Source organism: Variovorax stachyos, assembly GCF_051400855.1.
Lineage (GTDB): Bacteria > Pseudomonadota > Gammaproteobacteria > Burkholderiales > Burkholderiaceae_C > Variovorax.
In genome coordinates this window covers 201,911-228,033 of the sequence record NZ_JBLFFN010000004.1, presented here as the reverse complement: position 1 = coordinate 228,033, position 26,123 = coordinate 201,911, and the positions used below count along the sequence as shown (strand labels likewise).

General features: G+C 68.2%; 24 protein-coding genes. 11 read left to right on the top strand and 13 right to left on the bottom strand.

What is annotated here, in order from left to right; genetic code table 11:
* Positions 1–5 precede the first annotated feature (5 nt).
* The 3 genes from ACMGEZ_RS09245 to xdhC all read right to left on the bottom strand — a co-directional run bounded on the left by ACMGEZ_RS09245 (position 6) and on the right by xdhC (position 3,597).
* On the bottom strand, positions 6–1,334 hold the full coding sequence (locus tag ACMGEZ_RS09245) for a glycerate kinase type-2 family protein (RefSeq protein WP_436821965.1): 1,329 nt from the start codon (positions 1,332–1,334) through the stop codon (positions 6–8).
* Positions 1,335–1,390: 56 nt separating this feature from the next.
* Positions 1,391–2,599, bottom strand: a complete 1,209-nt coding sequence (locus ACMGEZ_RS09240; protein WP_436821964.1) for a urate hydroxylase PuuD — start codon at positions 2,597–2,599, stop codon at positions 1,391–1,393.
* A gap of 182 nt (positions 2,600–2,781) precedes the next feature.
* Positions 2,782–3,597: a xanthine dehydrogenase accessory protein XdhC gene (xdhC, locus tag ACMGEZ_RS09235; protein ID WP_436821963.1), complete on the bottom strand. Its 816-nt coding sequence runs from the start codon at positions 3,595–3,597 to the stop codon at positions 2,782–2,784.
* Between the two features lie 53 nt (positions 3,598–3,650).
* Between xdhC and ACMGEZ_RS09230 the strand changes: the two genes are divergently transcribed.
* Complete coding sequence (locus tag ACMGEZ_RS09230) at positions 3,651–4,175, top strand: hypothetical protein (protein ID WP_436821962.1); 525 nt, start codon at positions 3,651–3,653, stop codon at positions 4,173–4,175.
* Here the strand turns inward: ACMGEZ_RS09230 and uraH are convergent.
* On the bottom strand, positions 4,160–4,522 hold the full coding sequence (uraH, locus tag ACMGEZ_RS09225; RefSeq protein WP_436821961.1) for a hydroxyisourate hydrolase: 363 nt from the start codon (positions 4,520–4,522) through the stop codon (positions 4,160–4,162). The genes ACMGEZ_RS09230 and uraH overlap by 16 nt on opposite strands.
* 87 nt (positions 4,523–4,609) lie before the next feature.
* Between uraH and ACMGEZ_RS09220 the strand changes: the two genes are divergently transcribed.
* From ACMGEZ_RS09220 to ACMGEZ_RS09205, 4 genes are read left to right on the top strand one after another with little or no spacing between them, the layout of a single operon-like run.
* Complete coding sequence (locus ACMGEZ_RS09220; RefSeq protein ID WP_068676740.1) at positions 4,610–5,287, top strand: GntR family transcriptional regulator; 678 nt, start codon at positions 4,610–4,612, stop codon at positions 5,285–5,287.
* An 8-nt stretch (positions 5,288–5,295) separates the two neighbouring features.
* On the top strand, positions 5,296–6,249 hold the full coding sequence (gene puuE, locus ACMGEZ_RS09215) for an allantoinase PuuE (RefSeq protein WP_436821960.1): 954 nt from the start codon (positions 5,296–5,298) through the stop codon (positions 6,247–6,249).
* A gap of 1 nt (position 6,250) precedes the next feature.
* Complete coding sequence (gene uraD, locus ACMGEZ_RS09210) at positions 6,251–8,029, top strand: 2-oxo-4-hydroxy-4-carboxy-5-ureidoimidazoline decarboxylase (protein ID WP_436821959.1); 1,779 nt, start codon at positions 6,251–6,253, stop codon at positions 8,027–8,029.
* Complete coding sequence (locus ACMGEZ_RS09205) at positions 8,026–9,258, top strand: M20 family metallopeptidase (protein WP_436821958.1); 1,233 nt, start codon at positions 8,026–8,028, stop codon at positions 9,256–9,258. Before uraD ends, ACMGEZ_RS09205 begins: the two co-directional genes overlap by 4 nt.
* A 39-nt stretch (positions 9,259–9,297) precedes the next feature.
* Here the strand turns inward: ACMGEZ_RS09205 and ACMGEZ_RS09200 are convergent, their stop codons facing one another.
* Together ACMGEZ_RS09200 and ACMGEZ_RS09195 are read right to left on the bottom strand one after the other, a co-directional pair.
* The gene (locus tag ACMGEZ_RS09200; protein WP_436821957.1) at positions 9,298–10,398 is read right to left on the bottom strand and encodes a glycosyltransferase WbsX family protein; all 1,101 of its coding nucleotides are present in this window, start codon (positions 10,396–10,398) and stop codon (positions 9,298–9,300) included.
* Positions 10,399–10,665: 267 nt separating this feature from the next.
* A complete protein-coding gene (locus ACMGEZ_RS09195) occupies positions 10,666–10,974 on the bottom strand; it encodes an acylphosphatase (RefSeq protein WP_436821956.1) in 309 nt (102 codons plus the stop codon).
* Between the two features lie 182 nt (positions 10,975–11,156).
* Between ACMGEZ_RS09195 and ACMGEZ_RS09190 the strand changes: the two genes are divergently transcribed.
* Genes ACMGEZ_RS09190 through ACMGEZ_RS09180 form a run of 3 tightly spaced genes read left to right on the top strand, consistent with a single transcriptional unit; the run spans position 11,157 to position 14,230 of the window.
* The gene (locus ACMGEZ_RS09190; RefSeq protein WP_436821955.1) at positions 11,157–12,647 is read left to right on the top strand and encodes an NCS1 family nucleobase:cation symporter-1; all 1,491 of its coding nucleotides are present in this window, start codon (positions 11,157–11,159) and stop codon (positions 12,645–12,647) included.
* 10 nt (positions 12,648–12,657) lie between these two features.
* Positions 12,658–13,416 carry an aspartate/glutamate racemase family protein gene (locus tag ACMGEZ_RS09185; RefSeq protein WP_436821954.1) on the top strand — a complete coding sequence of 253 codons (759 nt, stop codon included), beginning with the start codon at positions 12,658–12,660 and terminating at the stop codon, positions 13,414–13,416.
* A gap of 55 nt (positions 13,417–13,471) precedes the next feature.
* A complete protein-coding gene (locus tag ACMGEZ_RS09180) occupies positions 13,472–14,230 on the top strand; it encodes a GntR family transcriptional regulator (RefSeq protein WP_436821953.1) in 759 nt (252 codons plus the stop codon).
* A gap of 152 nt (positions 14,231–14,382) precedes the next feature.
* Here the strand turns inward: ACMGEZ_RS09180 and ACMGEZ_RS09175 are convergent, their stop codons facing one another.
* Both ACMGEZ_RS09175 and ACMGEZ_RS09170 read right to left on the bottom strand, forming a co-directional pair.
* Positions 14,383–14,904, bottom strand: a complete 522-nt coding sequence (locus ACMGEZ_RS09175) for a GNAT family N-acetyltransferase (protein ID WP_436821952.1) — start codon at positions 14,902–14,904, stop codon at positions 14,383–14,385.
* A gap of 38 nt (positions 14,905–14,942) precedes the next feature.
* A complete protein-coding gene (locus ACMGEZ_RS09170) occupies positions 14,943–15,404 on the bottom strand; it encodes a GNAT family N-acetyltransferase (protein WP_436821951.1) in 462 nt (153 codons plus the stop codon).
* Between the two features lie 141 nt (positions 15,405–15,545).
* Between ACMGEZ_RS09170 and ACMGEZ_RS09165 the strand changes: the two genes are divergently transcribed.
* On the top strand, positions 15,546–16,943 hold the full coding sequence (locus tag ACMGEZ_RS09165; RefSeq protein ID WP_436821950.1) for an FAD-containing oxidoreductase: 1,398 nt from the start codon (positions 15,546–15,548) through the stop codon (positions 16,941–16,943).
* 401 nt (positions 16,944–17,344) lie between these two features.
* On the opposite strand, the gene ACMGEZ_RS09160 is transcribed toward ACMGEZ_RS09165, so the two are convergent.
* The 4 genes from ACMGEZ_RS09160 to ACMGEZ_RS09145 form a co-directional block, all read right to left on the bottom strand.
* Positions 17,345–19,543, bottom strand: a complete 2,199-nt coding sequence (locus tag ACMGEZ_RS09160) for an alpha/beta hydrolase domain-containing protein (protein ID WP_436821949.1) — start codon at positions 19,541–19,543, stop codon at positions 17,345–17,347.
* A gap of 38 nt (positions 19,544–19,581) precedes the next feature.
* Positions 19,582–20,547: a Bug family tripartite tricarboxylate transporter substrate binding protein gene (locus ACMGEZ_RS09155; RefSeq protein ID WP_436821948.1), complete on the bottom strand. Its 966-nt coding sequence runs from the start codon at positions 20,545–20,547 to the stop codon at positions 19,582–19,584.
* Between the two features lie 53 nt (positions 20,548–20,600).
* Positions 20,601–20,957 (bottom strand): AtuA-related protein, encoded by a 357-nt coding sequence (locus ACMGEZ_RS09150; protein WP_436822187.1) that lies wholly within the window; start codon positions 20,955–20,957, stop codon positions 20,601–20,603.
* Between the two features lie 113 nt (positions 20,958–21,070).
* A complete protein-coding gene (locus ACMGEZ_RS09145; RefSeq protein ID WP_436821947.1) occupies positions 21,071–22,456 on the bottom strand; it encodes an acyclic terpene utilization AtuA family protein in 1,386 nt (461 codons plus the stop codon).
* 109 nt (positions 22,457–22,565) lie between these two features.
* On the opposite strand from ACMGEZ_RS09145, the gene ACMGEZ_RS09140 reads away from it, so the two are divergent.
* Positions 22,566–23,477 carry a LysR family transcriptional regulator gene (locus ACMGEZ_RS09140; RefSeq protein WP_436821946.1) on the top strand — a complete coding sequence of 304 codons (912 nt, stop codon included), beginning with the start codon at positions 22,566–22,568 and terminating at the stop codon, positions 23,475–23,477.
* Positions 23,478–23,655: 178 nt separating this feature from the next.
* Positions 23,656–25,140, top strand: a complete 1,485-nt coding sequence (locus ACMGEZ_RS09135) for a nucleobase:cation symporter-2 family protein (protein ID WP_436821945.1) — start codon at positions 23,656–23,658, stop codon at positions 25,138–25,140.
* A gap of 66 nt (positions 25,141–25,206) precedes the next feature.
* Here ACMGEZ_RS09135 and ACMGEZ_RS09130 read toward each other — a convergent pair whose 3' ends face one another.
* Positions 25,207–26,073 (bottom strand): aldo/keto reductase, encoded by an 867-nt coding sequence (locus ACMGEZ_RS09130; protein WP_436821944.1) that lies wholly within the window; start codon positions 26,071–26,073, stop codon positions 25,207–25,209.
* Positions 26,074–26,123 lie beyond the last annotated feature (50 nt).

The following is a 26,123-nucleotide window of genomic DNA, read 5'->3' as shown; positions in this document are numbered from 1 at the left end:
GTGGGCTACAACACCAGCAAGGCCCGAAAGTCGTTGACGTTGGTGTGCGTCGGCCCCGTCACGCACAAATCGCCGATCGCATCGAAGTAGCCGTAGGCATCGTTGCGATCCAAGTGATCGGCCAGCTTGCGCCCCGCCGCTTCGGCGCGCGCCAGGGTGTCGGGCGTGACGAAGGCGCCCGCGTTGTCTTCCACGCCGTCGATGCCATCGGTGTCGGCCGCCAGTGCCCAGACGTTCTTCTGGCCGGCCAGTGCGCCCGCGAGGCCGAGGCAGAACTCGCCGGCGCGGCCACCGCGTCCTTTCGCCTGCCCTGGCTGGCGCGGGCGGATGGTGACGGTCGTCTCGCCACCCGACAGGATGACGCAGGGCTTCTCAAAGGGCGCACCGCGCAATGCCACGGCGCGAGCCAACGCGCCATGCACCTTGCCGACCTCGCGCGATTCGCCTTCCATCTCGTCGCTGAGGATGTGGGCCTCGATGCCGGCCGCGCGCGCGGCGGCGGCGGCGGCCTCGAGCGACTGCTGCGGGGTGGCGATGAGGTGCGTGGCATGGCCCTTGAACACGGCGTCATGGGGCTTGGGTGTTTCGAGCGTGCCGTCTTCGAGCTGCGCGCGCACGGCAGGCGGCACCTCGATGCGATAGCGATCCAGAATGGCCAGCGCATCGGCGCAGGTCGTCGCATCGGGCACCGTCGGGCCGCTGGCGATCACGGCCGGGTCGTCGCCGGGCACGTCGCTGATGGTGAGCGTCACCACCTTCGCCGGCGCGCAGGCGGCGGCCAGCCTCCCGCCCTTGATGCGCGACAGGTGCTTGCGCACGCAGTTCATCTCGCCGATGTGGGCGCCCGATTCGAGCAGCTGCTTGTTGATGCGCTGCTTGTCCGCCAGCGTCAGCCCTTCGGCCGGCAGCGTGAGCAGCGCCGAGCCGCCGCCGGAGATCAGGCACAGCACCAGGTCGTCGGCCGTGAGGCCCTTCGTCAGCGCGAGGATGCGCTCGGCGGCCTTCAGGCCTGCCTCGTCCGGCACCGGATGCGCGGCCTCGACGATCTCGATGCGCTGTGCCAGCCCCTCGGGCCGCGGCGGGATATGGTCGTAGCGCGTGACCACCAGCCCCGAGAGCGGCGCATCGGCCGGCCACAGCGCCTCCAGCGCCTGTGCCATCGAGCCGCCGGCCTTGCCGGCACCGAGCACCAGCGTGCGGCCCTTGGGCGGCTGCGGGAGATAGGCGCCCATGCTGTCCAGCGGCAGCGCGCGCCGGACTGCGATGCGGTAGAGCTGTTCGAGAAAATCGCGCGGCGCGGCGTGCGGATCGGGCAGGGCTTTGGATGGATTCATTGCATTCGGTCTCCGTTGCCCGGATTGTCCACGGCCCGCCGCGAGGGCCGCACGGGCTAGTTGGTCTTGGCGCCGCCCTCGAACCACTTCGCGATCAGCGCACGCTCGGCATCGGTCATGCCGGTCGAGTTGTTCATCGGCATGATCTTGGTCACCACCGTCTGCTGGTAGACGCCCTGCGCATGCGCGGCGACCTGGTCGGGCGTGTCGAGGCGCACGTTCTTCATTTGCACCTGGGCGCCGTGGCACATGTAGCAGCGCTGCTCCAGCACCTTCCTGACGTCGCCGAAGGCCACCTTCTGCGAGGCGGCGGCGCTGGCCATCGGCGCGGCGGCGGGCTCGGGCCGCATCCACACGATCGACAGGCCCAGCACCACGACGCCGACCATCGCATAAGGCAGCGGGTTGCCCGCGTTGCCCAGCTTGAAGCGGTGCCGCACCACGAAGAACTGCCGGATCGCCGCGCCGCCCAGCATGATCAGCAGCAGCACGATCCAGTTGTACTTGTGCGTGTAGGTAAAGCTGTAGTGGTTGCTCAGCATCGCGAACAGCACCGGCAGCGTGAAGTAGGTGTTGTGCACGCTGCGCTGCTTGCCGCGCGCGCCGTGGATCGGGTCCACCGGCCGCCCCTCGCGCAGCGCCTGCACGTTCTTGCGCTGGCCCGGGATGATCCAGAAGAACACGTTGCCGCTCATGGTCGTGGCCATCATCGCGCCCACCAGCAGGAAGGCCGCCCGGCCGGCGAACCACTGGCAGGCCAGCCAGGTCGCGAAGGCGATGAAGACGGCCACCAGCACGCCGACGATGGTGTCGCCGTTCTTGCGCTGGCCGAAGATCTGGCAGATGCCGTCGTAGACGATCCAGAAGACGACGAAGAAGGCCAGCGCCACGCCGATGGCGGCGCCGGGCTGCCAGTCCATCTTGGACTTGTCGATCAGGTAGGTGCTCGCGTTCCACAGATAGGACACCGTGAAGAGCGCGAAGCCGCTGATCCAGGTGGAATAGCTTTCCCAGTAGGACCAGTGCAGGTGGTCCGGCAGCTTCTTCGGCGCCAGCGCGTACTTCTGCATGTTGTAGAAGCCGCCGCCGTGCACCGCCCACTGCTCGCCGCCGACGCCCTTGTCGATGGACTCCTTGTCCTGCGGCTTCTCGAGGCTGTTGTCCAGCATCACGAAGTAGAAGGAGGCGCCGATCCACGCGATGGCCGTGATGACGTGGACCCAGCGCAGCAGCAGATTGGCCCAGTCGAGGTAGTAGCTTTCCATGTGCTCAACCTTGGTTTGGACTGCTCACCACTGCGGGCGCTGTAAGCAGAGAAAGGGCCGCGAACGCAGGCTCCTGGATAGGCCTCGCTCCGCTGCGGCTTGTGGACTGGAGTGTATACACTTTTGGGGACGGATTCGAGCGTTTTTTCGGCGCAGGGCTGCAGGAAAACCCTGACCCGCCCTCACGCGCCGTGCAGGCTCTGCAATAGTTGTGCCGCTACGGCGACCGCGATCACCTCGGGCTCCTTGCCCGTGATGCCGGGCACGCCGATCGGGCAAGTGATGCGCGCCAGCTCCTCGGCCGAGAAGCCGCGCGCCTCCAGCCGGTGGCTGAAGGTCGCCCACTTGGTCTTGCTGCCGATCAGGCCCACGTAGGGCAGGTCGTTGCGCGCGCGCAGGCGCTTCAGGCAGGCGATGACGATGTCCAGGTCCTCGGCATGGCTGAAGCTCATGATCAGCACGCGCGAGCCGGGCTCGAGCTGGGCCACGGCGTCCTGCACCGGGTCGGAATGCTCGGTCTCGATCTGGGCGGGCAGCGCATCGGGGAACACGCCGTCGCGGCTGTCGATCCAGCGCACCTTGAAGGGCAGCGTCGACAACAGCCGCGCCAGCGCCGCGCCCACATGGCCGCCGCCGAACAGCGCGACAGGTTCAAGGTGCGCCAGCAGCTCGGCCTGCAGCGCCTTCGCATCGGCCGCCGCGATGCGCCGGTAAGAGAGGAAGACCACGCCGCCGCAGCACTGGCCCAGGCTCGGGCCGAGCGGATAGCGCCGCACGCCCTCGATCGCCGGGCCGCCGAGCAGCCAGCCGCGCGCCTCCTCGGTCGCCTGGTACTCCAGCTGCCCGCCCCCGATGGTGGCGGTGAGGCCATCGGCCCACACGGCCATCCAGGTGCCGGCCTCGCGCGGGGCGGAGCCCTGCGTCTGCTCGACGCGCACCAGCACGCCCTGCTCGCCGCGCGCGAGGCGTGCCAGCAGCTCGTCGACCATGCCGTTCATCCGCGAAACCTCCAGTTGCGCCGGGGCCCTGCGCCCACTGTATAAATCCAAGCATGACATCCACGCTGCTCGCCACGCCCCTGCACCGCGCCTTCGCGGCCGGCCTGACCCTGGCCCTGGGCCTCGCCGGCTGCGGCGGCCTGCCGGGATCCACGGGCTCCGTGCCCGGCCAGCTCAGCAACGCGACCGCCCCAGGCTCCAGCGCGACCCCGCGCCCCTCGAACGCCGCCACCCCGCGCGAGTACAAGCAGGACGCCGCCCGCCACATCTACGCGCGCAACGGCAACCGCATCTATGCCGGCAAGCTGCCGCCGCTGCTCTACGCCATCGGCACGCTCTCGGTCAGCATCGATGCGAACGGCCGCGTGACCGGCATGAACTGGATGCGCGCGCCCAAGCATGCGCCGGAGGTGATCGCCGAGATCGAGCGCACCGTGCTGAGCGCGGCGCCCTACCCGGCCGCCGGCCGCATCGGCAAGCTGACCTGGACCGAGACCTGGCTGTGGGACAAGAGCGGGCATTTCCAGCTCGACACGCTGACCGAAGGACAGCTCTCGCAGTTTCAGGATCCCCGGTAGGTGGAATAGCTCCACGGGCTGACCAGCAGCGGCACATGGTAGTGCTGCTGCGGATTGGCGACGCCGAAGTCCAGCGTCACGCGATTCAGGAAATTCGGCTCGGGCAGCTTCACGCCGCGTGACTTGAAATAGCCCGCCACATCGAACACCAGGCGGTAGGTGCCCGCCTTCAGCGCACCGTCGGCATAAAGCGGCCCGTCGCTGCGGCCGTCCGCGTTGAGCGTGAAGCGCTTCACCAGCGTGGCGTTCGCGTCATCGCCGGTGCCCTCGGTCGTGTAAAGCGCGACCTCCATGCCGGCCGCCGGGCCGCCGTGCATGGTGTCGAGGACGTGGGTGCTCAGGCCCATGGTGATGCTCCTTCAAGAACACGTGCTAAGTCATTCGGGAAATTCCGGTCGACAAAAGTGTATACACTTCTCGGCTTTGGGTCTATCATGAAAAACATGGATTCGACCACCACCCGCGCCATCGTCGATGCGCTCACCAAGGCCATCGTGGAACACCGGCTGCAGCCGGGCAGCAAGCTGGCCGAGCAGAAGCTGGCCGATCACTTCGGCGTCTCGCGCACCCTGGTGCGGCAGGCGCTGTTCCAGCTCTCGCAGAACAAGCTGATCCGGCTCGAGCCCGCGCGCGGCGCCTTCGTCGCGGCCCCCGAGGTCGACGAGGCCAAGCAGGTCTTCGCCGTGCGCCGCATGCTGGAGGCCGAGATGACGCGCGAGTTCGTGCGCAGCGTGACGCCGGCCAAGATCAAGGCGCTCAGGGAGCACGTCGCGCTCGAGAAGGCTGCCGTCTCCGGTGAAGACGTCTCGGGCCGCACCGAGCTGCTGGGCGACTTCCACGTGCGCATGGCCGAGCTGATGGGCAACCAGGTGCTGGCGCAGATCCTCGGCGAGCTGATCTCGCGCTGCGCCCTCATCACGCTGATGTACCAGAGCGCGAGCGCGGCCGAGCATTCCAACGACGAGCATGCCGACATCGTGAAGGCCCTGGCCGCGAAGGACGAGGAGCGCGCCGTGCGACTTATGACCGAGCACCTGCTGAACGTCGAGGCCAACCTCGTTTTCGACCGCAAGGTCCCCACTCACGACATCTCCGTCGCACTGGCCGCCTGATCCTCGTCATGAGCAACATCTACGACACCACCCTGCCCTACCCGCGCGACCTGGTCGGCTACGGCCGCAACCCGCCGCATGCGCAATGGCCCGGCGGCGCGCGCATCGCGGTGCAGTTCGTCCTCAACTACGAGGAAGGCGGCGAGAACAGCGTGCTGCACGGCGATGCCGGCTCGGAGCAGTTCCTTTCCGAGATGTTCAACCCGGCGAGCTACCCGGACCGGCACATCAGCATGGAAGGCATCTACGAATACGGCTCGCGTGCCGGCGTCTGGCGCATCCTGCGCGAGTTCGAGAAGCGCGGCCTGCCGCTCACCGTGTTCGGCGTCGGCATGGCGCTCGAGCGCCACCCCGAGCTGACGGCCGCCTTCAAGGAGCTGGGCCACGAGATCGCCTGCCACGGCTGGCGCTGGATCCACTACCAGAACATGGACGAGGCCACCGAGCGCGAGCACATGCGCCTGGGCATGCAGGCCATCGAGAAGCTCACCGGCGAAAGGGCCCTGGGCTGGTACACCGGCCGCGACAGCCCCCGCACGCGCCGCCTGGTGGCCGATTACGGCGGCTTCGAGTACGACAGCGACTACTACGGCGACGACCTGCCCTTCTGGATGAAGGTGCAGAAGACCGACGGCACGGTGGTGCCCCAGCTCATCGTGCCCTACACGCTGGACTGCAACGACATGCGCTTCGCGCTGCCCCAGGGCTACTCGCATGCGGACCCGTTCTTCCAGTACATGAAAGACAGCTTCGATGCCCTCTACGCCGAGGGCGACGAGGCGCCGAAGATGATGAGCATCGGCATGCATTGCCGGCTGCTCGGACGCCCGGGCCGCATCACGGCGCTGCAGCGCTTCCTGGACCACATTGCGAAGCACGATCGCGTGTGGGTCTGCCGCCGGCTCGACATCGCGCGCCACTGGAAAGCGGCGCACCCCTACACCGAATCGAAGGGAGCCTGAGATGGCGCTGAGCATCGAACAACTGAACGCCGCCACGCCCGAGCAGTTCGCGGCCCTGCTCGAGGGCACCTACGAGCATTCGCCCTGGATCGCGCAGCGCGCCGCCGCGGCGCGCCCCTTCCGCTCGCTCGCGCAGCTCAAGCATGCATTGGTGCGGGTGGTCTCCGGCGCGACCGAAGACGAACAGCTCGCCCTCATCCGCGCCCACCCCGAACTCGCCGGCAAGGCCATGGTCAGCAAGACGCTCACCGCGGAATCCACCCACGAGCAGGGCAAGGCCGGCCTTACCGAGTGCACGCCCGAGGAGTTCGCGAAGATCCAGCAGCTCAACGCGGACTACAACGCGAAGTTCGGCTTTCCCTTCATCCTCGCGGTGCGCGGGCCGCGCGGCACGGGCCTCGGCAAGCGCGAGATCATCGACACTTTCGAGCGCCGGCTGCACAACCCCGCGGACTTCGAGCGCGGCGAGGCACTGCGCAACATCCATCGCATTGCCGAGATCCGGCTGGACGACAAGTTCGGCGTCACGCCCACGCTCGGCAACCTGGTGTGGGACTGGCACGAGCAGCTCGCGGTGCACACCGACCCCGGCTATGCCGAAAAGGGCCAGCTCACCGTCACCTACCTGACCGAGGCGCACCGCGCCTGCGCGCAGCAGATCGCGGGCTGCATGCGCGAGGCCGGCTTCGACAGCGTGCAGATCGATGCCGTGGGCAACGTGGTCGGCCGCTACGAGGGCACGGCGCCCGATGCGACGACGCTGCTCACCGGCTCGCACTACGACACCGTGCGCAACGGCGGCAAGTACGACGGGCGGCTGGGCATCTTCGTGCCCATCGCCTGCGTGCGCGAGCTCAAGCGCCAGAACCGCCGCCTGCCCTTCGCCTTCGAGGTCGTCGGCTTCGCGGAGGAGGAAGGGCAGCGCTACAAGGCCACCTTCCTCGGCTCGGGCGCGCTGACCGGGCATTTCGACCCGAAGTGGCTGGACCAGAAGGACGCCGACGGCATCACCATGCGCGAGGCGCTCGCGACCGCCGGCCTGAAGGAAGAGGACATCCCCAAGCTGAAGCGCGACCCGTCCAAATACCTGGGCTTCGTCGAGGTGCACATCGAGCAGGGCCCCGTGCTGACCGAGCTCGACCTGCCGCTGGGCATCGTGACCTCGATCAACGGTGGCGTGCGCTACGTGGGCGAGGTGATCGGCATGGCCAGCCATGCCGGCACCACGCCGATGAACCGCCGCCGCGATGCGGCCGCGGCGGTGGCCGAGCTGATCCTCTACGCCGAGAAGCGCGCCGCCAGGGACGGCGACTCGGTTGCCACCGTCGGCATGCTGGAAGTGCCGAGCGGCTCGATCAACGTGGTGCCGGGCCGCTGCAAGTTCAGCCTGGACATGCGCGCGCCCAACAACCCGCAGCGCGACAAGCTCACGGCCGACGTGCTGGCCGAGCTCGTCGCGATCTGCGAGCGCCGCGGCGTGCGCCACACGATCGAAGAGAGCATGAAGGCCTCCGCCGCGCCCAGCGCGCCGGAGTGGCAGCAGCGGTGGGAGAAGGCGGTCGATGCGCTCGGCGTGCCGCTGCACCGCATGCCCAGCGGCGCGGGCCACGACGCGATGAAGCTGCACGAGGTGATGCCGCAGGCCATGCTCTTCGTGCGCGGCATCAACTCCGGCATCAGCCACAACCCGCTCGAATCGAGCACCAACAACGACATCCAGCTGGCGGTCGAAGCCTTCCAGCTGCTGCTCGACAACCTGGCCTCCGAGACCACGACATGACGACTACCGACTACGACCGGCTCGACGCCTGGATCGACGCTCATTTCGACGAGGAGGTGCGCTTCCTCCAGCAACTGGTGCGCGTGCCCACCGACACGCCGCCGGGCAACAACGCGCCGCATGCGGAGCGCACGGCCGAGCTGCTGGAAGACTTCGGCTTCGCGGCCGAGAAGCACCCGGTGCCAGCGCAGGAGGTGAAGGACTACGGCCTGGAGTCGCTCACCAACCTGATCGTGCGCCGCAAGTACGGCAGCGCAGGCCCCACGGTGGCGCTGAACGCCCACGGCGACGTGGTCCCACCCGGCGAAGGCTGGACGCACGACCCCTATGGCGGCGAGATCGAGGACGGCCGCCTCTACGGCCGCGCCGCTGCGGTGAGCAAGAGCGACTTCGCGAGCTTCACCTTCGCGCTGCGCGCCCTGGAGGCGGTGGCGAAGCCGGCCAAGGGCAGCGTCGAGCTGCACTTCACCTACGACGAGGAATTCGGCGGCATCCTGGGCCCCGGCTGGCTGCTGAAGAACGGCCTGACCAAGCCCGACCTGATGATCGCGGCCGGCTTCAGCTACGAGGTGGTGACGGCGCACAACGGCTGCCTGCAGATGGAAGTCACCGTGCACGGCAAGATGGCCCACGCGGCCGTGCCCGCCACCGGCATCGACGCGCTTCAAGGCGCGGTCCGCATCCTGAATGCGCTCTATGCGCAGAACACGCTCTACCAGCAGGTCACGTCGAAGGTCGAGGGCATCACGCACCCCTACCTCAACGTGGGCCGCATCGAGGGCGGCACCAACACCAATGTCGTGCCCGGCAAGGTGACCTTCAAGCTGGACCGCCGCATGATCCCCGAGGAACATCCGGCAGAGGTCGAGGCCACCATCCGCCAGGTCATCGCCGATGCCGCGGCGCAGGTGCCGGGCATCACCGTCGAGATCAAGCGCCTGCTGCTGGCCAATTCGATGAAGCCGCTGCCCGGCAACAAGCCGCTGGTCGATGCGATCCAGAAGCACGGCCAGGCGGTCTTCGGCGAGCCGATCAAGGCCATGGGCACGCCGCTCTACACCGACGTGCGGCTCTATGCCGAAGCCGGCATCCCGGGCGTGATCTACGGTGCAGGGCCGCGCAGCGTGCTCGAATCGCATGCCAAGCGCAGCGACGAGCGCCTGGTGCTGGAAGACCTGAGGCGTGCCACCAAGGTGATCGCGCGCACGCTGCACGATCTGCTGGCCTGAAGTACGCCGCTGGCCTGCCCCTCGGGTTGGCCTTGCGGCTCAACCGCTGCCGTTGCGCCCGACCACGGCCTGAATGGCCTCCAGGTAGGCCGTGCCCATGTCCTCGTCCGGCTCCAGGTAGGTGCCCTCGGCCCATTCATTCCAGGCATTGATGAAGATGAAGCGGGCCCCGGCATCGCTGGCTCTCTCGTAGAGCTGTGAGAAACCGGTCCGGAACGTGTCGACATCCACGTTGCGCATGACCAGGCTCGTGTCCAGCTGCCTGCGCGGACTGTTGTCCCAGTCGATGAATGCGCCGGGGTACTGGTCCGGCCGCACGGGACGGCTGGCAAGCGCCCGCCACATCGCCCGGTAGTCCCTGCTCCGCGGCGCGTAGGGGCCCCGTCCAAGATAGCGCCAGCACAGCCGGCTCGCCCCATTCACGAGCTTCTCGGAAATCCTCATGTGGACCGGCAGGTGCGCCTGCGTGTAGAAGGGCTCGAACTCGGAGTAGGCGTCGAAGAGATGGCTGCGCTCATCACGGCCGAACACGGTCAGCATGCTCACGACGTGCAGCCCGGGGAAGCCGCTCTTCACCGCCAGGTTGCGCCAGCAATCCAGCATGTCGCCGCACTCCGCGATGCTGGCGCTCCGGTAGATGAGGATCACCGGGCATCCGTCCACCCGGATGTAGCGCGGGTCCCGAAACGACCTCTCGAGATAGCGGTAGTGGGCCTCCCAATGGCTCTTGTCGCCGTAGCTCTGCGGCATCAGGACGTGGCGGTCGCCGCCATCCCAGACGCGCGTCCAGGGCTCGTTGGCCCAGGCCAGACAGAACGGGAAGTCGGGCGCACCCCGCCGAAGCATCGTCTCCAGCGGCCTTTCCAGCAGTTGCCGGCCCGCGAACCAGTAGTGGTAGTAGCAGAAGCCGCCCAGCCCGTGCGCCTTCGCAAGCTCGGCCTGCCAGTCCTGCGTGCTGGGGTCCGACAGGTCGTAGTAGTGGCCGTGCAGCGGCACGCGGGGCTGACGGTGCCCGCGGAACCCCGGCCGCGCCTTCCTGACGTTCGTCCATTCGGTGAAGCCTTCGCCCCACCACTGATCGTTCTCGGGAATGCGATGAAATTGGGGCAGCAGGAATGCCAACAGTTGCGGACTGCTCATCAAGATCGCGACCCATTTTCAAGCTGCGTAGTCCAACGCGCGGGCCTCGGAATTCTGGCTTGCGCTGCGTTTCGGTCTACGTCGATTCCCATACTCGTGTCCTCATGTGTTCGGTGCCTGCGCTTGTGGCAGGCGGGATGCCGGAAACTTCATCCTGAGGCAAGCGGCAGCGGGCAGCGCTTCGAATGCGTACGTTTCGCTTGTAGGCCCATGCCTACCGTGTCGTAGGACCCCTGCCGCCGGGCACCGAATTCGATACGAAAGGCCTCAAGCCGTGGGCAGGATGTCGAACCCTTCCAGCGGCGGCGACGGTGCCGGGACGGTGCTCTGCTCCAGCGCATCGACCCGCGCGCCGGGCACGCCGTGGCGCAGCCAGTCGCACATCTGCGCCACCTGCTGCGGCGGACCCTGGAGCAGCGCCTCGACCGAGCCGTCCCGCCGGTTGCGGACCCAGCCAGCGATGCCGCGCGCCCGTGCATGCCGCATGCAGCTGTCGCGGAAGCCGACGCCCTGGACGATGCCGCGCACCCGCACCAGGCGGTGCTCGATCGGTGCGTTCTCGTCCTGGGGCAGCATGCGTTTTCTTTCGCTGGTTTCGGCGCTTCATTGTCGACCTGCATGGGGTAAACACCAACTCCATGCCTTCGAATGCCGCTTGATTGCACCCATTTTTTGTATACAAATATAGGGTGCAATCAACGACCGAGCACCTCGCCCGGAAACCGCCAACCGCCACCACCCCCACGAGGAGACAACCCGTGAACACCGCCGTCAGCCAAGCCAGCGTGGACCTGCCGATCGCCGGCCCCGTGCCGCATGCCCACGATTCGAACGCCATCATCAAGCCGGGCTACGACCCGGCCCTCACCAACGAGGACCTCGCGCCGCTGAAGAAGCAGACCTGGGGCCAGTACAACATCTTCGCCTTCTGGATGTCCGACGTGCACAGCGTGGGCGGCTACATCACCGCCGGCAGCCTGTTCGCGCTGGGCCTTTCCAGCTGGCAGGTGCTGGTCGCGCTGCTGGTGGGCATCTGCATCGTGCAGTTCTTCTGCAACCTGGTGGCCAAGCCCAGCCAGATGACGAGCACGCCCTACCCCGTGATCTGCCGCGCCTCTTTCGGCGTGCGCGGCGCCAACATCCCGGCCATCATCCGCGGCCTGATCGCGGTGGCCTGGTACGGCATCCAGACCTACCTGGCCTCGGCCGCCTTCATGGTGCTGGCACTGCACCTGTTTCCCACCCTCGCGCCCTACGCCGACGTCAAGCTGCACGGCTTTGCCGGCCTCTCTACCCTGGGCTGGCTCGCCTTCATGGTGATGTGGGTGCTGCAGGCCTTCGTGTTCTGGCACGGCATGGAAGCCATCCGCGAGTTCATCGACTGGGCCGGCCCGGGCGTGTACGTGGTGATGGCGATCCTGTGCGGCTGGCTGGTGTGGAAGGCCGGCTGGAAGAACATCGACCTGAACCTCGGCGGCGTCAAGTTCCAGGGCTGGGACGCGCTGCCGGTGATGCTCTCGGCCATCGCGCTGGTGGTGAGCTACTTCAGCGGGCCGATGCTCAACTTCGGCGACTTCTCGCGCTACGGCAAGAGCTTCGACGCGGTGAAGAAGGGCAACTTCTGGGGCCTGCCGATCAACTTCATCTTCTTCTCGCTGCTGACCGTGATCACCACGGCGGCGACGCTGCCGGTGTTCGGCGAGCTGATCACCGATCCGGTCCACACCGTGGGCAAGATCGACAGCACCACCGCCGTCGTGCTGGGCGCGCTGACCTTCATGATCGCGACGATCGGCATCAACATCGTGGCCAACTTCGTCTCGCCGGCCTTCGACTTCTCCAACGTGGCGCCGCAGCACATCAGCTGGCGCACCGGCGGCATGATCGCCGCGGTGGGCTCGGTCTTCCTCACGCCCTGGAACCTCTACAACAACCCCGAGGTGATCCACTACACGCTGGACATCCTGGGCTCCTTCATCGGCCCGCTGTTCGGCATCCTCATCGCCGACTTCTACCTGGTGCAGAAGCAGCACGTGGTGGTCGACGAGCTCTACACGCTGAGCTCCAAGGGCCGCTACTGGTACACCAAGGGCTACAACATGAAGGCCGTGTGGACCATGATCCCCTCGGCGCTGATCCCGATCCTGTGCGTGCTCATCCCCGCGTGGCGCGGCGCCGCCAACTATGCCTGGTTCATCGGCATGGGGCTCGGCTTCGTGATCTACGCGCTCCTCAACCGCAAGTCCTGAACCCACCTCCATGCGCATCAAGATCATCAACCCCAACACCACCTGGAGCATGACCGAGAAGATCGGTGCCTGCGCGCGCTCCGTCGCACGGCCGGGCACCGAGATCGTGGCGGTCAGCCCGGCGATGGGGCCGGCCTCCATCGAGAGCCACTACGACGAGGCGCTGGCCGTGCCCGGCCTGCTGCAGGAGATCGCGGCCGGCGAGCGCGAGGGCATCGACGGCTACGTCATCGCCTGCTTCGGCGACCCGGGCCTGCAGGCCGCGCGCGAGCTGGCGCGCGGGCCGGTGGTGGGCATCGCGCAGGCAGCGATGCACGTGGCCAGCCTCGTCGGCACCCGCTTCAGCGTGGTGACCACGCTCGCGCGCACCATCGGCCAGGCGCGGCACCTGGCCGAGGCCTACGGCATGCAGCGCTTCTGCGCCAACGTGCGCGCCTGCGAGATCCCGGTGCTGGAACTGGAGGCCCCGGGCAGCAAGGCGCGCGAGCGCATCGTCGAGGAATGCCGGCGCGCGCTGGCGGAGGACGGCAGCGACACCATCGTGCTCGGCTGCGCCGGCATGGCCGACCTGTGCGCGCACATCGGCCAGGTGCTGGGCGTGCCGGTGGTCGACGGCGTGGCGGCGGGCACGCAGCTGGTCGAGTCGCTGGTGAACCTGCGCCTGGCCACCAGCAAGCGGGGCGAGCTCGCGCTGCCGCCGGCCAAGCCGATGACGGGCCTGCTGGAAGGCTTCACGCTGCAGGCGCCGACGCTCAAGCGCGCCGCCTGACGCAGGGCGCCGCGGCATGAAGCCCGCCGCGCGGCGCGTCGTCCACAATCGGGCCATGCCACGCGCGCCCAAAGCACCCGCATCCCCGTTCCCGACGCCGACCCCAGCCCCCGAAGAGGCCGCCGCCCCGCCCGACAAGAGCGCGACCGTCGAGAGCATCGCGCAGGACATTGCCACCGCCATCGTCGAGAAGCGCCTGCCGCCGGGCACCTGGCTGCGCGAAGAGGCGCTGGGGCGGGTCTACGCGGTGAGCCGCACCAAGATCCGCGCGGCGCTCCTGACCTTGTCGAAGGAAAAGCTGATCGAGATCATCCCGGACAAGGGCGCCTTCGTCTCCAAGCCCAGCGTGCAGGAAGCGCGCGAGGTCTTCGGCGTGCGGCGCATCCTCGAGGCCGAGGTGGTGCGGCTCTTCGTCGCCAAGGCGAAGCCCGCGGACTACCGCGCGCTGGAGCAGCACATCCACTTCGAGCGCACCACGCTGCGTTCCACCACGACCACCGGCACGGTGCGCGAAAAGCTGCTGGGCGACTTCCACGTCGCGCTGGCGGAGGCCGCGGGCAATCGCACGCTGGCCGAGCTGGTGCGCGAGCTGGTGGCGCGCAGCTCGCTGATCGCGATGCTTTACCACTCCTCCAACGATCCGCACTGCTCCTCCGACGAGCACGCGGACTTTCTGCGCGCGGCCCGCAGCGGCAATGCCGAGGCGGCCGTCGCCTGCATGACCGAGCACCTGCTGCGCATCGAGGCGAACCTGCAGCTCACGACGCAGGGACCGGACCGGCAGTTGGACCTGGTCAAGGCGCTGCTGGCTTGAAGGGAACGTGGGCCCCCGGCGGCTCAGGCGCCGGTCGGCAACGCCGGCAGCAGATCGAGCTGCTGGTGCAGCGAAAGAAAATCGAAACAACTCCAGCCTTCTTGAAGCCGACCGTTTCGGATGGTTGCCATGGCCATGCCCGGGGTTTTCCGCTAGCCGTCCACCGGATGCGCCGGCGTTTCCAGCACCAGCTGCCAGAAATCCACGTCGAGCCATCGACCGAACTTGAAGCCGGCCTGCCGAATGGTGCCCGCATGTTCGAAGCCGAGCCGCTTGTGCAGCGCGATGCTGCCTTTGTTGGTCAGGTCGATCGCACCGACCATCACGTGGTACTCCTGCGCCCTGGCGGCCGTGATCAGTTGCTGCATGAGCACAAGGCCGAGTCCCTTGCCGCGGTGCTCCTTGTGGACATAGACCGAATGTTCGACCGAGTACTTGTAGGCCGGCCATGCGCGGAAGGTGCCGTAGCTCGCGAAGCCGAGCAGCTCGCCCCCGTCGTCGATCGCGCCGATCACCGGGAAGCGCCCTGCCTCCTTGGTCCTGAACCAGCCAGCCATGCTCTCCGGCGTGCGCGGCTGGTAGTCGTAGAGGGCGGTGGAGTTGGCGATGGCGTCGTTGAAGATGTCCAGGATGGCGCCGGCGTGGGCATCGTGCGTGCACGCGATGAAGTTCATTTCCTTTTCCTTGCTCGAACCGTGCGGGGCCGTGGCGTTCACAGCTCTTTCGAATAGACGATGAACCCGTGGTGCTTCGCGACCTTGTCGTAGAGCAGCCGGCCTGAGGCATTCGACTCGTGCGTCTGCCAGTAGACCCGCGAAGCGCCTGCGGAGCTGGCCTGCTGGCAGACCTCCTCGATGAGCAGCCGGCCAATGCCGCGGCCTCGCAGCGACTCGAGCGTGAACAGGTCGGAGAGATAGCAGACCGGCTCGACCCGCGTCATGCTGCGATGGAAAAGATAGTGGGCCAGCCCGACGATGCCTTCCTCGCCTTCGGCCACCAGCCCGAAGACCGGCTCGGCCGGATCGAGCAAGCGTTGCCAGGTGGTCTGCGTGACGTGCGGCGGCAGCGCCGTCTCGCCGTGGCGGCCATAGAACGCGTTGTAGCCGTCCCAGAGAGGACGCCAGGCGGCATGGTCGTCCTGAACGACCGGTCGGATGCGAAGCACTTGTGACATGACGATTTCCTGCTGCCCTGCGAGACTACACCGCCTGGCTTCTCTCGCGGCAACGGAGCGCACGACGTGTGGCGAGCGGCCGGCCCTGCTGGTCAAGCCGCCGCCGGCCTGAGACACTGCGCCCTTCCAAAGGAGATGCACATGGACGAGTCCTTCGACGCCATCGTCATCGGCAGCGGCCAGGCCGGCCCTGCGCTGGCCGACCGCCTCTCGCAGGCCGGCCATCGCGTCGCGGTGGTGGAGCGCCATCGCTTCGGCGGCACCTGCGTCAACACCGGCTGCATTCCGACCAAGGCGATGGTGGCGAGCGCGCACGTGGCGGCGCTGCTGCATCGAAGCCAGGAGTACGGCATCTCGATCCGGGGCGAGGCCGCGGTGGACTTCGGCGCGGTAATGGCGCGCAAGAGCCGGATTTCCGGCAGGTCGAGCGAGAACGTCGAGAAGTGGCTGCGCGGCATGCCGGGCGTCACGGTGATCCAGGGCCATGCGCGCTTCGAAGCGCCCGGTGTGGTCCGCGTGGGCGACCGGCTGCTGCGCAGCGAGCGCATCTTCGTGAACGTGGGCGGACGCGCGAGCGAGCTGGCGCCTGAAATCCGCAACGGCGTGGACGTACTGAACAACTCGTCGCTGATGGCGCTCGACCGCCTGCCCGAGCACCTGGGCGTGGTCGGCGGCAGCTACGTGGGGCTGGAGTTCGCCCAGATGTTCAGGCGCTTCGGCTCGCGGGTAACGGTGCTGCAGCGCGGCGCGCAGATCGTGCCGCGCGAGGACGCCGACGTGGCGGCTGCCTTGCAGGAAATCCTCGAGCGCGAGGGCGTCGAGATCCGCACGGGCACCGAATGCTTCGCGCTGCGGCGCGAGGGCGAGCGCATTGCAGCGCGCTGGCGCTGCGGCGAAGACCAGGACGAGTTGCTGTGCACACACGTGCTCAACGCCACCGGGCGCCGGCCGAACACTGACGACCTCGGGCTGGAGCGCGCCGGCGTCAAGGTCGACGAGCGCGGCTTCATCGAGGTGGACGACCAGCTTCGCACCTCAGCGGAAGGCATCTGGGCACTCGGCGAATGCAACGGCCGCGGTGCCTTCACGCACACGGCCTACAACGACTTCGAAATCGTCGCCGCCAACCTGCTCGACGACGATCCGCGGCGCGTGAGCGATCGAATTCCCGCCTACGCGCTCTACACCGATCCGCCGCTCGCGCGCATCGGAATCACGGTGGGCGAGGCGCTGCGCTCGGGCCGGCCGACGCTCATCGGCGAGCGCCCCATGTCCAGGGTCGGGCGCGCAGTGCAGAAGGGCGAGGAGCAAGGCTTCCTGCGCGTGCTGGTGGATGCGCAGACGCGGCACCTGGTCGGCGCGACGCTGCTGGGCGTGGAGGCCGACGAGGCGGTGCATGCGCTGCTGACGCTGATGTATGCGCGGCAGCCGGTGTCGACCGTGCAGCGCGCCGTGTTCATCCATCCCACCGTATCGGAGCTGCTGCCGACGGTGCTGGGTGCACTGCGGCCGTTGGAGGCCACTGCAGCGCAGGACTGAGCCGCAGACCCTTCGCGTTTCGCGTTTTTTCGCGTTTTTCGCGCCAGGACGTCCGACCGTGTCTTTGCTCGGTAACGTGCTTGTCAGCGCGTGATTTATTTGTTAGCCGCGCTTGTGGCTAAGTCCTTGGCCGGCCGTGATCGAGTCGTCCCCCGACAGAGGGAAATTTATCCCCCGCGCCCGTGGATAACGTTGTGGAAAACCCAGAGAGCAACTCATCCGTGCGAGGCCCCACGGGCGTTCCGACGGAATGCCCGCCAAACGGGCATTCGTGGACTCCGAGCGACGCAATCGCCTCACACCCCTGCGAATGCGCGATGTTTCGCGAACTTTAGTACTCGCAACCTTTTACAAGCAAACACAATCGGAGCCCCGGAGAAACATGGTTCGGGGCCAGGGTCTCAAGGCAAAACCGGGTTGGCCTGCGCCCGCTGGATGCGCCGGTCCGCGTCCCTCGGCAGCATGAAGCGTTGCGCCACCAGGCTGTTCGCCGCGTTCGTCACGGCTGACACATACCCAGCGTGCGTGCCGTACAGCGACTCGATCGATGGCCGCGTATCACCCGCAGCGATGCGCGCGGCCTCGGTCTTGTGGAAGGGCAGGAAGCTGCCCGACAGATTGACGAGGTCGACGATGCCGGGAGTCGCCACGTAGTTGAACTCGAGGCTGGTGCCCAGGGGTGCCTGCACGTCCACGGCGCGGATGCCGGCCTTCGCCAGGCCGGTGCCCGGATCGACCTGCGGCACCAGGATCGCGTAGTCCTTGCCCATGTAGGAAGGCGGCACGATCGTCGGGATGCCGGACTCGTCCTCGGGCCGGTACTGCGGGCCGTAGTCGAGCAGCGGGAAGCCGTTGTAGCGTGCCAGGTAGTTGAAGGGCGGAATCGCTGCCGGCGTAGCACCGGCCGGAGGCCAGCTCAGGCCCGCGATGGTCGGGAACACCAGCTGGCTTGGGCGCACCAGCGTGCCGTCGGCGATCTTGGGGACCTGGCTGTCGGGCGGCGCGGTGTTCTTCACCACCCAGTCCTCCAGGTCGATGAAGAGCGCGCGGAAGGTGTCGGCGAAGTCCACCATCGAGCCGACGGGATAGACCGCGGCCGTCGGGTTGAAGTTGATGCCCGTCGACAGCCCGCCGGTGCCGCCGCCGTGCTGCGTGCTCCCGTAGTAGTAGATGCGCGCGTTGTCCGGCTGCGCCAGGTCGGCGAAGCCGTTGGCATCGGTGAGCACCGGCGAGCCCTGCAGTTGCCAGAACTCGGTGCCCGAGAGGCCGAGGAAGAACTTGGGGCAGGTGGCAGTCGCGGTGCAGCGCTTCATCACGCCGCCGCTGCGGCCCGACACGGCATCGACGTAATCGGCTGCCAGGCCGCGTGGCGCGGTCTGGCCGAAGGCGCGGTGGTCGGTACGCAGCCCGCCGCCACCGCCAGGCACCGCAAAGCGCGTGTTGATATTGGTCTGGCGCGCGGCCACGTGCGCGTAGATGCCGTCGAACACCTTGCCGCCATCGAGCCGCTGGTTGAAGCCCAGGTGCAGGAAGGTCTTCATCGCATTGCCCGACTGCGAGGTGCCCTGCCCGATCGTGTGGGCGATCCTGCCGGCGAGCGGGTTCGGCGTGCCGGACGCATCGGCCGCGGCCGAGCGGAAGAAGCTGATGGTGTCGCGCAGCGCCGCGAGGCCGACGCCCATCACCTTCGGGTCCTTGGCCACGTACTGCAGCTCGTAGAGCTGGTTGGGCTGGAAGCCGCCCTTCAGGCACACCCGCACCGGGTCGGGAGTGCCAGGAAAGATATTCGCGGCGGCGCCGCAGTTGGCGAACTTCCATTCCGAGGGCGGAATGGCGATGCGGGGATCGGTCTCGTTCACCCGCCACGTCAGCAGGTAGCCGGGCTGCGTGTTGTCCATGCTCGCCGGCGCGTAGGGGATCATGCTGCCGTTGAATACGCCTCCGGGCAGCGCGATCGAGGGCGTGGGCGTGGAGGCGATCAGCTCGGTCGCATAGGGCCCGGTGATCGAGGAGCCGTCCTTGTTCTTCGCCACCGGCACCGTCACGGTCAGCCGCTGCGGCGTGCTCTTGGGCACATCGCCCTGCCAGGCCGAGAACATCCACACATAGCCGCGCTCGAAGTATTCCGCGTCGCTCGGGTTCGCCGCGAGGTTGGGCGCCGTCAGGATGTTGCCGCGGTTGGGTGCGTCGTAGCGCAGCACGCCGTTGGCCTTGCCCATGTCCTTGGGCTTGAGCATCATGAAATCGGCGCTGTACTCGACCATGCCGCGCGCGTTGACCGGCGCGAGCTCCAGGTCCTGGATGATCGCGTTCTTCGGGTCCTTCGGGTCGAGTTCGCCGCTGATCGTGCCGGTGAGCTGCTCGTAGGCGCCGACGTTGCCGAAGCTGCCGGGATAGTCGGCGGTAGCGTTGATGGTGAGCTTCATCTGCGGCGCGGCCGGCGCGGGTGCCGGAGCGGGAGCCGGGGCCGGTGCCGGCGCAACCGGCAGGAATCCGGAGAAGCCCCCGCCTCCTCCTCCGCCGCAGGCGCTCAGTGTTGCAATCGCCCATGCGGCGGCGAAGAGTGCGCGCCGGCGGCGCGCCTCCCGGGTCTTGTACATGCTTGTCTCCTGGTTGTCGTGCGAAAGGCCCGCGCCGCTTATTCGGCCTCGATGCCCGCGGCCTTCACGATGCGGCCCCACTTCTGCGATTCGGCGGTCTGGAACTTCGCCAGCTCCTCAGGCGTGGTGGTGAACACCTCGGTGCCGCTCGGCTCGTAGAAGGCAGCCTTGGCGGCATCGCTCTTGGCGGCCTTCACCAGCAGCTCGTTGAGGCGGTTCACCACCGCCGGCGGCGTCTTGGCCGGCGCGTAGGCCGCGAACCAGTAGCCCATCTCGTAACCCTTCACGCCGGCCTCGGCGATGGTGGGCACGTCGGGCGCCAGCGGCGAGCGCTTGGCACCGGAGACGCCGAGCGCCCGCAGCTTGCCGGCCTTGACCTGCGGCAGGCCGGTGGCCGTGTCGGTGATCATCATGTCGATCTGCCCGCCGAGCAGATCCGTCACGGCCAGGGGGTTGCTCTTGTAGGGCACATGCAGCAGCTTGATGTCGGCCAGCTGCTGCAGCAGCTCGCCCGCCATGCGGCTCGACGAGCTGCCGCTGCCGAAGCTGTGCTTGCCCGGCTCCTTCTTCGCGAGCGCGACGAACTCGGCCACCGTCTTCGCCGGAAACTCGGGCCGCACCACCATGATCTGGCCGCCCTTGCCCAGCGCAGTGACCGGCGCGAAGTCCTTCACCGGGTCGTAGGGCAGCTTCTTGAACAGGTGCTCGTTGGCCGCGTGCGTGGTGTTCGTGGTGATCAACACCGTGTAGCCGTCGGGCGCGGCCTTGGCGACCTGCTGCGAGGCGATGAAGCCGCTGGCGCCGGCCTTGTTGTCGATCACCACCGGCTGCCTGGTTTCTGCGGTGATGCCATTGCCCAGCGCGCGCGCGATCTGGTCGGTGGCGCTGCCGGCCGCGAAGGGCACGACGAAGGTGATGGGCTTCTCGGGGAAGCCCTGGGCCGCGGCGCCACCTGCGGCCAGCAGCGCGGCGAGGACCAGTGGAAGGGATGGCAATCGGATCATGCTTGTTGTCTCCTGGGTAGTCGTTGATTGGATGGAATGAAAGGCAGCGGCGCTCAGCCCTCGGAAGGCGCGATGAGCCGGTGCAGCAGCGCATCCGGCACATCGAGCCCCATGTCCAGCAGCAGGAAGGACAGCGCCTTGCCATGCGCATCGAGGTTGAGCGCATCGTTGACGCCGCCGTCCAGCACGCCGTCGAGCACGAAGTTCATGGCACCGAGCCGCGGCAGCAGGAAGCGCTGCACGCGGCTGGGCGCGCGGTGGCGGAACTGCTCTGCGACGGCTTCGGGCGTGATCTGCTCGACGAGCAATGGATAGAGCTCCGGATGCCAGGCGATCACGCTGATGTTGGAGCGGTCGCCCTTGTCGCCGGTGCGGCCGTGGGCCGCGCGGAACAGCGGAACGCGATGCAGCGGCTGCGTCCCTTCGGCTGCGGTGCTATGAGCCTTCGGAGCGGCCGGGCGGCTCACTGGAGTACCTTCGCCTTCGGCTGCGCTGCTATGAGCCTTCGGAGCGGCCGGGCGGCTCATAAGGCTACCTCCATCAGCATCTCGAAGCGCACCGGCACCTGTTCGCGCGGTAGCAGGCAGGAGCGGATGTTGAGGCGCGGCGTGAGCGCGGTGCGCACGCCGCCGCCGCCGGCCGGACCGCAGGTGTAGAGCGCCATCACCTCGCGCGTCAGCCGCTCGGCCTGCGCGCGCTCGTCGTGCACCGCCGCCACGCGCAGCCGCACGTCGCGCGCATCGCCCGCGGGCGCGGCGGCCATCGCGCGGCCGCCGTCGTCCGCCAGGATGCTGATGGCGCCGATCAGGTCGACGCGCAATTGCAGCCCTGCGAGACGGCTGCGCAGGATGTCGGCCGCGAGCCGGGCCCGGGCCTCGGCGCGCGGGCCGGCATAGGAGATTTCGCCTTCGGCCAGCCAGCCGCCCTCGTAGCAGACGTTGACCTTGTAGTGCGCCGGGCGCAGATGGCCGCGCACGCCGGACAGCACGACGCGATCCGCACCGGCGGCGCGCACCTCGGCCTCGCCGATGTCGGCCACCACGTCGGGCGTGAGATAGGCGGCCGGGTCGTGCACCTCGTAGAGCAGTTGCTCCTTCACAGTGGCCTCGCTCACGAAGCCGCCGGTGCCATCGGCCTTGCCGATCGTGCAGCCGCCATCGGCGTCGATCTCGGCGATCGGGAAGCCGATCGAATCCAGTCCCGGCACATCCTTGTAGCCCGGGTCCGCGAAGTAGCCGCCGCAGACCTGCGCGCCGCATTCGAGCAGATGGCCGGCCATCGTGGCGCGCCCGAGGCGCTGCCAGTCGTCGGCGCGCCAGCCGAAATGCGACATCGCAGGCCCGACCGTGAGCGAGGGATCGGCCACGCGCCCGCACACCACGATCTGCGCGCCGGCATCGAGCGCGGCCGCGATCGGTTCCGCGCCGATGTAGGCGTTGGCGCTGACCACGCGCATCCCGTCCATCTCTGCGCCGAGCTGCTCGCGCAACAAGGCGCGATGCGAGGGGCCCGAGAGATCGTCGCCCTCCACCACCGCGACGCGCGGTGCCGGTGCTCCGAGCTCGCGGGCCAGGTGGGCGATGCGGCGCGCCGCCGCGCGCGGGTTGGCGGCGCCGAAGTTGCTGACGATGCGGATGCCGTGGGCGAGGCAGCGCGCCAGCACCGGGCGCAGCATGGCGTCGAGCAGCGGCTCGTAGCCCGCTTCGGGATCGGCACGGCGGCGCAGCTGGGCCAGGGCCAGCGTGCGCTCGGCCAGCGTCTCGAAGATGAGGAAGGCCCGCTGGCCCGCGGGGCCGCCGGCGAGTCGGGCGATGAGGGTGTCCACCACGGCGCCCGCGGCGTCGGTGCGGTCGCCGGAAAAGCCCGCGGCACAGCCGATCAGCAGGGAGGATGCAGGCGATGGACTCATGCGTGTCTCATGTTGTGGGATCGAATGTAGGCATTCCGCAGTCATCCGTAAAATCGAAACTTCGGATCGGCTCATTCGATTTTCAGATCAATGGAGGAACGCACGAATCATGGCCGCCACGGAGCTCTCCACCCGCCAGCTGCGCGCCTTCGTCGCGCTGGTCGACCTGCCCAACTTCACGCGCGCAGCGCAGGCCTGCCATCTCTCGCAGCCGGCCTTCAGCACGCTGATCCGGGCGCTGGAGGAGGAAGTGGGCGCAAGGCTGTTCGACCGCAACACGCGCAGCGTGCAGCTCACGCCCGAGGGCCGCCTGTTCGAAGCTTCGGCGCGGCGGCTGCTGGCCGATATCGAGCGCGCGATCGGCGATCTCGGCGACCATGTGGAGCGGCGCAAGGGCCGCGTGCACGTCGCCGCCCTGCCCTCGCTGGCCGCCGGCTGGCTGCCCACGCTGTTCTCGGACTTTCACACGCAATGGCCCGGCATCGAGCTCCAGCTGAGCGACCAGCTGTCGGACGCCTGCATCGACCTGGTGCGCGGGGGCCAGGCGGACTTCGCCCTGGCCGCCGCCGGCAGCCGCGCCGCCGACAGCGCGGAGCTGCGCATGCGCGTGCTGTGCACCGACCGCTTCCACCTGGTGTGCCGCGCCGACCATCCGCTGGCGACCGAGCCCCGGCTCACGCTGCGCAAGCTGCAGCCCTTCGCCTTCATCCACATGACGCGCAACAGCAGCGTGCGTCAGGCGCTCGAGGTCGCGCTGCATCCGCTGGCGATGAACACGGTGCTGGAGGTCGAGCAGTTGGCCACCGTGATGGGCATGGTCGAGGCGGGCCTCGGCATCAGCGTGGTGCCCACGCTCACGCTCTACCAGTTCAGGCGCGAGACGATCGCGATCCGGCCACTGCCGCTGCCGCAGCTCACGCGGCGCATCTATCTTGTGCAGCGGCGCGAAGGCAGCCTGTCGGCTGCGGCACAGGGGCTGCACGACATGGTGGTGGAGCGGCTGGGATCGCTGTCGATCTGAATGCTCGAGATCGGCGGGCGCGAGGCATTCCGCACGCCTGCGCACCGCACCCCAGGGGGCTCGGGTTTTCCGCCATACAGTCGCATCCATAATTTGTATACAGTTTGGCGTACACACCTGTGAGCCATCCACACAAGCCGGCTCGCCCCTTCGCCATCCCGCGCCAGGAGCCTCCTGCATGACCGCTTCCTCTTCCTCCGTCCACCCCGTCGACGAGCGCCTGCCCGCCGGCAAGCTCACCGCCCTCGGCCTGCAGCACGTGCTCGTGATGTACGCCGGCGCGGTGGCCGTTCCGCTGATCGTCGGCCGCGCGCTCAAGCTCAGCCCCGACGACGTCGCACTGCTGATCTCGGCCGACCTGTTCTGCTGCGGCATCGCGACGCTGATCCAGGCGCTGGGCGCCACGCAATGGTTCGGCATCAAGCTGCCGGTGATGATGGGCGTGACCTTCGCCTCCGTCGCGCCCATGGTCGCCATCGCCAACGCCAACCCGGGCCAGAACGGCGCGCAGCTGCTGTTCGGCGCCATCATCGGCGCGGGCGTGATCTCGATCCTCATCGCGCCGATGGTCTCGCGCATGCTGCGCTTTTTTCCGCCGGTGGTGACCGGCACCATCATCGCGGTCATCGGCATCAGCCTGATGCGCGTGGGCATCAACTGGATCTTCGGCAACCCCGTGGGCCCCACGGCGCCGGCGCTGGTCGACCCGGTGTACGCCAAGTGGCTGGCCGAGGTCACCTCGCCCGGCAGCTCGGTGCCGCCGATGCCCAAGGGCCTGGCCATCGTGCCTTCGGTCCCGAACCCCAGGTACGCCGATCTGGGCGGCCTGGGCATCGCTGCGCTGGTGCTCGTGTCGATCCTGGTGATCGTCAAGTACGCGAAGGGCTTCGTCGCCAACATCTCGGTGCTGCTGGGCATCGTGATCGGGGCCGTCGTTGCCACGATCTTCGGCTTCATGACCTTCGAGAAGGTGGGTAAGGCCGCCTGGGTCGACGTCGTGCTGCCCTTCCACTTCGGCATGCCGCTGTTCGACCCCGTCCTCATCCTCACCATGACGCTCATCATGATCGTCGTGATGATCGAGTCCACCGGCATGTTCCTCGCACTCGGCGAGATGACCGGCCGCAACATCGGCCAGAAGGACCTGGCGCGCGGCCTGCGCACCGACGGCCTGGGCACGCTGATCGGCGGCGTGTTCAACACCTTCCCGTACACGAGCTTCTCGCAGAACGTCGGGCTGGTGGCCGTCACCGGCATCAAGAGCCGCTTCGTCTGCGTGGCCGGCGGCGTGATCCTGATCGTGCTGGGCCTGCTGCCCAAGATGGCGGCGCTGGTGGAGTCGCTGCCCACGGTGGTGCTGGGCGGCGCCGGCCTGGTGATGTTCGGCATGGTCGCGGCCACCGGCATCCGCATCCTCTCGGGCGTGGACTTCAAGGGCAACCGCCACAACGCGATGATCGTCGCCGTGTCGATCGGCATCGGCATGATTCCGCTGATCGCGCCCAACTTCAAGCAATGGATGCCGCATGCGATCCACTCGCTGGTGGAGTCCGGCATTCTCCTGGCGTCGATTTCGGCAGTGCTGCTGAACCTGTTCCTCAACGGCGCGAAGCACGACGAGGGTGCGGTGATTGCCGCGGCCAAACAGGCCGAGGCGCATTGAGGGAACGCGAGTGCGAGGGGCTGGCGAGCCGCGCGCAACGGGCGCCGACGCCGCGCACGGCCTTCGTCAGATCATCGCCAGCGGCTTCTTGCGCCGCGGGGGCGGATGCAGGCGGTCGATCTCCGCGAGGTCGTCCGCGCTCAGCTGCAGGTCAGCGGCAGCCAGGTTCTCGCGCAGATGCGCTTCGCGCGCGGCCTTCGGGATGGCGGCCACGCCGGGCTGCGCGATCACCCAGGCGAGTGCGAGCTGCGCCGCGGTCACGCCCAGGCGCCGGGCCATCTTCTGGAGTGCCGCATCACCGGCCAATGCGCCCTGGTCGATCGGGCTGTAGGCCATCATCGGCATGCCGCGCTGGCGCTGCCACGGCAGCAGGCTGAACTCCGGCCCGCGCTCGCTCATCGAGTAGTAGACCTGGTTCGCCGCGCAGTCGAGCGACTCCCCGCAGACCGAGGCCAGCTCCTCCATGTCATCGGTGTCGAAGTTGCTGACGCCCCAATGCGCAATGCGGCCGTCGGCCACCAGCTTGCGCATCGCCTCGCAGGTCTCGGAGAGCGGATGCTCGCCCCGCCAGTGCAGCAGGTAGAGGTCGATGCGATCCAGCCCGAGCCGCGCCAGGCTGCGCGCGCAGGCGGCCGGCGTGCCCTTGCGGCTGGCGTTGTGCGGATAGACCTTGCTGACGACGAAGAGCTGCTCACGCGTCACGTCGCCGGCGCGCAGCGCCTCGGCGATGGCCTGGCCCACCACTTCTTCGGCACCGCCCTCGCCGTACATCTCGGCCGTGTCGATGAGGCGGTAGCCCATCGCGATGGCGGAGCGCACCGCGGCGACTTCGGCGCGCCGCTCGGCAGGGTCCTCGCCGAAGCGCCAGGTGCCCAGGCCGAGCACGGGGAGTCGGCCGCCGGTGGGAATTGCGAGGGTCGTGGACAAGGCCATGGGCAGCTCTCCGAAATGCGGCCTTCATGTTAACCATGCGGGTTCAGCAC

Coding starts and splice junctions, on each gene's coding strand:
- ACMGEZ_RS09245 (WP_436821965.1), bottom strand. CDS start 1,334: ATGAATCCATCCAAAGCCCTGCCCGATCCGCACGCCGCGCCGCGCGAT.
- ACMGEZ_RS09240 (WP_436821964.1), bottom strand. CDS start 2,599: ATGGAAAGCTACTACCTCGACTGGGCCAATCTGCTGCTGCGCTGGGTC.
- xdhC (WP_436821963.1), bottom strand. CDS start 3,597: ATGAACGGCATGGTCGACGAGCTGCTGGCACGCCTCGCGCGCGGCGAG.
- ACMGEZ_RS09230 (WP_436821962.1), top strand. CDS start 3,651: ATGACATCCACGCTGCTCGCCACGCCCCTGCACCGCGCCTTCGCGGCC.
- uraH (WP_436821961.1), bottom strand. CDS start 4,522: ATGGGCCTGAGCACCCACGTCCTCGACACCATGCACGGCGGCCCGGCG.
- ACMGEZ_RS09220 (WP_068676740.1), top strand. CDS start 4,610: ATGAAAAACATGGATTCGACCACCACCCGCGCCATCGTCGATGCGCTC.
- puuE (WP_436821960.1), top strand. CDS start 5,296: ATGAGCAACATCTACGACACCACCCTGCCCTACCCGCGCGACCTGGTC.
- uraD (WP_436821959.1), top strand. CDS start 6,251: ATGGCGCTGAGCATCGAACAACTGAACGCCGCCACGCCCGAGCAGTTC.
- ACMGEZ_RS09205 (WP_436821958.1), top strand. CDS start 8,026: ATGACGACTACCGACTACGACCGGCTCGACGCCTGGATCGACGCTCAT.
- ACMGEZ_RS09200 (WP_436821957.1), bottom strand. CDS start 10,398: ATGAGCAGTCCGCAACTGTTGGCATTCCTGCTGCCCCAATTTCATCGC.
- ACMGEZ_RS09195 (WP_436821956.1), bottom strand. CDS start 10,974: ATGCTGCCCCAGGACGAGAACGCACCGATCGAGCACCGCCTGGTGCGG.
- ACMGEZ_RS09185 (WP_436821954.1), top strand. CDS start 12,658: ATGCGCATCAAGATCATCAACCCCAACACCACCTGGAGCATGACCGAG.
- ACMGEZ_RS09180 (WP_436821953.1), top strand. CDS start 13,472: ATGCCACGCGCGCCCAAAGCACCCGCATCCCCGTTCCCGACGCCGACC.
- ACMGEZ_RS09175 (WP_436821952.1), bottom strand. CDS start 14,904: ATGAACTTCATCGCGTGCACGCACGATGCCCACGCCGGCGCCATCCTG.
- ACMGEZ_RS09170 (WP_436821951.1), bottom strand. CDS start 15,404: ATGTCACAAGTGCTTCGCATCCGACCGGTCGTTCAGGACGACCATGCC.
- ACMGEZ_RS09165 (WP_436821950.1), top strand. CDS start 15,546: ATGGACGAGTCCTTCGACGCCATCGTCATCGGCAGCGGCCAGGCCGGC.
- ACMGEZ_RS09160 (WP_436821949.1), bottom strand. CDS start 19,543: ATGTACAAGACCCGGGAGGCGCGCCGCCGGCGCGCACTCTTCGCCGCC.
- ACMGEZ_RS09155 (WP_436821948.1), bottom strand. CDS start 20,547: ATGATCCGATTGCCATCCCTTCCACTGGTCCTCGCCGCGCTGCTGGCC.
- ACMGEZ_RS09145 (WP_436821947.1), bottom strand. CDS start 22,456: ATGAGTCCATCGCCTGCATCCTCCCTGCTGATCGGCTGTGCCGCGGGC.
- ACMGEZ_RS09140 (WP_436821946.1), top strand. CDS start 22,566: ATGGCCGCCACGGAGCTCTCCACCCGCCAGCTGCGCGCCTTCGTCGCG.
- ACMGEZ_RS09135 (WP_436821945.1), top strand. CDS start 23,656: ATGACCGCTTCCTCTTCCTCCGTCCACCCCGTCGACGAGCGCCTGCCC.
- ACMGEZ_RS09130 (WP_436821944.1), bottom strand. CDS start 26,073: ATGGCCTTGTCCACGACCCTCGCAATTCCCACCGGCGGCCGACTCCCC.